4 protein-coding genes are annotated in these 3,814 nt (G+C 67.5%); 1 reads left to right on the top strand and 3 read right to left on the bottom strand.

The annotated features are described in order from the left end of the window. Positions 1-214 precede the first annotated feature (214 nt). Positions 215-685 carry a hypothetical protein gene (locus AC04L7_RS14170; RefSeq protein WP_296279337.1) on the top strand — a complete coding sequence of 157 codons (471 nt, stop codon included), beginning with the start codon at positions 215-217 and terminating at the stop codon, positions 683-685. A 58-nt stretch (positions 686-743) separates the two neighbouring features. On the opposite strand, the gene AC04L7_RS14165 is transcribed toward AC04L7_RS14170, so the two are convergent. From AC04L7_RS14165 to kduI, 3 genes are all read right to left on the bottom strand, one after another. After that, entirely contained in the window at positions 744-1,865 is a 1,122-nt protein-coding gene (locus tag AC04L7_RS14165; RefSeq protein ID WP_435996663.1) for a cupin domain-containing protein, read from the bottom strand. A 52-nt stretch (positions 1,866-1,917) separates the two neighbouring features. Then, positions 1,918-2,676: a 2-dehydro-3-deoxy-D-gluconate 5-dehydrogenase KduD gene (gene kduD, locus AC04L7_RS14160; protein WP_055937192.1), complete on the bottom strand. Its 759-nt coding sequence runs from the start codon at positions 2,674-2,676 to the stop codon at positions 1,918-1,920. 116 nt (positions 2,677-2,792) lie between these two features. Beyond that, positions 2,793-3,641, bottom strand: a complete 849-nt coding sequence (gene kduI, locus AC04L7_RS14155) for a 5-dehydro-4-deoxy-D-glucuronate isomerase (protein WP_435996666.1) — start codon at positions 3,639-3,641, stop codon at positions 2,793-2,795. Positions 3,642-3,814: the final 173 nt, after the last annotated feature.

Raw genomic sequence — 3,814 nt, 5'->3', positions numbered from 1 at the left:
AACCGGTCCTGGGCCTCGGGGGGTGGGGCATCCACATGCCCTACCACGTCACCTGGGCGCTGGAGGCCGAGCATGGGGTCGCTGCGGACGCGCCGCGCCTGCACGTGGTGGAGGATGCCAGCGGGCTGGCGGCGGCCGTGGCCCGGATCGAAGCGACGCCGGAGGCATGATCCGGCGGGTGGCCAGCCGTAGGGTGGGGCACAATGGTGTGGTGATGAAACGCATGCTGCTGACCCCGGTTCTGCTGTGCTCGCTCGCATGGGCATCCGTCGCGCCGACGGTCGCGCAGGATGCGGCGCCCGACGCTTACACGCCTGCCAGTGGCGATGCGTCGGTCGACCGTCACCTGGCAGACATCAACGAGTACGCCAGCCGCTATCCGGCAGCGTTCGCGGACGAGATGGCGCGCTACTACGCTGTCCCGCGCGCCTATGTCGAAGCGATGCAACAACAGCCCGATTGGACAGCCGGGGACATCTTCATGGCCTGCGCGCTGGCGCAGATCGTGGGGCAACCCTGTCGTGCCGTCGTGCGCGAGTGGTCGCGCGACCATGAAGGCGGCTGGAAGGCCGTCGCGGCCCGCCTGCAGGCAGAACCCGGCAGCGCGCCGTATCGCCGGTTGCGCAGCGCCCTGGATGCGACCTACCGCCGCTGGGATCGTCCGGCGCCCGCGAGCGAGAAGTGAGTGGAGAGAAGTGAGGCGTGAGCGGGAGCCCGCCTTTACCCACGCCTCATTTCTCTCCTCACTCCTGCTTCTTCCCGTACATGATCAGAAGCACCAGGTCTTCCCCGCCGTCCTGGCGGATCGCGTGGGTGCTGCCAGGTCGGGTCAGCATCGCGTCGCCGGCCTCCACCGCCCGCGCGACGCCATCCAGCTCGTACACGCCGCGCCCGCTGAGCACGTAATAGATCTCGTCCTTGTGGTGCTGGTGCAGGCCGATGCCGGCACCCTTGTGCAGCACGCGCCTGCGGAACTCGAAGCCAAGCGCGGGCGCGTCGCGGAAGAAGGGATACGCCGTGGTGGTGCCCGCGCCGCCGTGCGGTCCCGGCTGCTCCACGGCGATGTCGCGCGCGTGCACGATGAGCGACGGGTTCGGCTGCGCCTTGCGGTCGGCCAGCGCGGTCGCGGGCGCGCCGCAGTCCGTATCGCGGGTCACGTGCGCAACGAGCGCGGGATCGACCTGCTTCCAGCCTCCCACCACCAGGCACGCCACCATCACCGCGCCGCGCTGCTGGAAGTGGGTGTCGTCCTGCTGGTCCTGCGCCGGCACGTGCATGAAGTAGGCCTTGCTCGCTTCGTCGCCGGCCGCTCGAAGCCAATCCATGCTCAGGGTGGTCAGGTCGATCAGGCCGATGCGCTCCCGCTGCGCCAGGTCGCGCACGGCCTGTGCGTACAGGCCATGCGTATCGAGCAGTTGGCCGCGATCGAATTTCCTGCGCGCCACCGGCGTCACCAGGATGGGCGTGGCGCCTTTCGCACGCGCGAGGTCGACGTAGCGCATCAGCCACTCCGGGAACGCGCGCTGCGGCTCGTTGTAGCGGGTGGGGTCTTCGATCTTCTCATCGTTGTGGCCGAACTGGATCAGCAGCACGTCGCCCTTGCGCACGTCCTTCGCCATGCCGTCGAACCAGCCTTCGGCGATGAAGCTGCGCGCGCTGCGCCCGCTCTGCGCGTGGTTGCGCACGACGAATGCCTTCGGGTCAAGGAAGCCCTGCAACTGCTGTCCCCACCCCTCGCGCGGCGCGCGTTCCGGGCCATAGGCGCTGGCCGTGGAGTCGCCTGCGATGAAGACCTGGCGTGGGAATGCGGCGTGCGCGGGTGCGCAGCAAAGGAAGATCGTCAGGATGACAAGTCGACGCAACATCGATGTTCTCCTCGCGTCGCTCCCACAGGATCCCGTGCAGACGCGCGCTGCGTCAGCGCGCCAGCCAACCGCCATCGACGGGGATGACCGCGCCGTTGACGTAGTCCGATGCACGCGAGGACAGGAACACCGCCGTGCCCCCCAAGTCGGAGGGTTCGCCCCAACGCCCGGCCGGGATGCGGTCGAGGATCGCCTTGTTGCGGTCTTCGTCCGCACGCAGCTGCGCGGTGTTGTCGGTCGCCATGTAGCCCGGCGCGATGGCGTTGATGTTGATGCCCTTGGCGCCCCACTCGTTGGCGAGCAGGCGTGTGATGCCGGCGATGCCCGACTTGCTGGCCGTGTACGACGGCACGCGGATGCCGCCCTGGAACGACAGCATCGAGGCGATGTTGATGATCTTGCCGCTGCCCTGTGCGATGAAGTGGCGACCGGCGGCCTGCGACATGAAGAACGCGGACTTGATGTTGACGTTCATCACGTCGTCCCAGTCCTTCTCGCTGAAGTCCACCGCGTCGGCGCGGCGGATCAGGCCAGCGTTGTTGACGAGGATATCGAGGCCGCCGAGGCCCTCGACGGTTTCCTTCACCAGGCGTTCCACCGGATCGATGCTGATCAGGTTCGCCTCCAGGTTGAGGAAACGACGGCCCAGGGCGCGCACCTTCTCGCCGGTCTCGGCGGCTTCGACGATGCCGGCAGCGGCGATGTCGGCACCGGCTTCGGCCAATGCCACGGCGATGCCCTGGCCCAGGCCGGTGTTGGCGCCGGTGACCAGCGCGATCTTGCCTTCGAGACTGAACGGATTGCTTGCCATCGTGGATTCCCTCGGTGTGGTGCACTTCTGGTAGAGCGGAGCTTGCTCCGCTGCGCTTGATGCATCGGCTTCGGATGGTGGTTCAGCCGAGCAAGCTCGGCTCTACGGCACGCCCGTCACTTCAGCTGGCAGATGTCCAGCACGTGCATGTCGGTGTAGTCCAGGTTCTCGCCGCCCATCGCCCAGATGAAGGCGTAGTTGCTGGTGCCCGACCCCATGTGGATCGACCACGGCGGCGACACGACGGCCTCGTCGTTCTGCACGACGATGTGGCGCTGCGCGTCCGGTTCGCCCATGAAGTGGTAGACGCGGTCGTTGTCGGCCAGGTCGAAGTAGAAATAGACCTCGCTGCGGCGGTCGTGCAGGTGCGGCGGCATGGTGTTCCACACGCTGCCGGTCTTCAGCACGGTCAGGCCCAGCAGCAGCTGCGACGACTGGCAGGTCGCCGGCACGATGAACTGGTAGATCGTGCGCTCGTTGCTCGTCTCCAGCGCTCCGCGCTCGAGCGCGACGGCATCCTTGATCGAGAGCTGCTTGGTCTCGAAGCGCGCGTGCGCCGGCGTCGAGGTCAGGTAGAACTTGGCGGGGTGCGATGCGTCATCGGATTCGAATGCCACGTCGGTGCTGCCCATGGCCACGTACAGGCCATCCTTCGGGCCCAGCGCGTAGGTGGTGCCGTCGACGGTGACCTTGCCGGCGCCCCCACCAACGTTGATGACGCCCAGCTCGCGGCGCTCAAGGAACGGCTTGCCGGCCGCCGACGCGGGCTCGGTCTGACGCGGCAGGTCGACCTTCTGCGACACCGGTGCAGCGCCACCGATCACGAAGCGCTCGTTGTGCGAGTAGTTCAGCTGCACCGTGTCGGCGACGAACAGGTTGCCGATCAGGTAGCGGTCGCGCAGCTGGTCGTTGCTCGCGCCGTCCATCATGTCCGGGTGGGTGGCGTGGTAGGTCTTGCAGAACATGGGCGGAACTCCGTGGATGCGGACGCGTGTGGAACAGGGCGTCGGGTAGGTCGTGGGCCGATTCTACGGGCTTTGGTAACCGGTGTCATTTTGYGGTGCGGCAGGGGTGTCGCAGCCGCACCGGGCGGATTATTCGGGGGGCTGGGACGAGTCCCGGATGATCAGGTGCGGGC

The sequence above is a fragment of the Pseudoxanthomonas sp. LjRoot204_2 genome (assembly GCF_056175765.1).
Note: the sequence above shows the minus strand (reverse complement) of the source record. Positions and strands in the feature narration are given on the sequence as shown.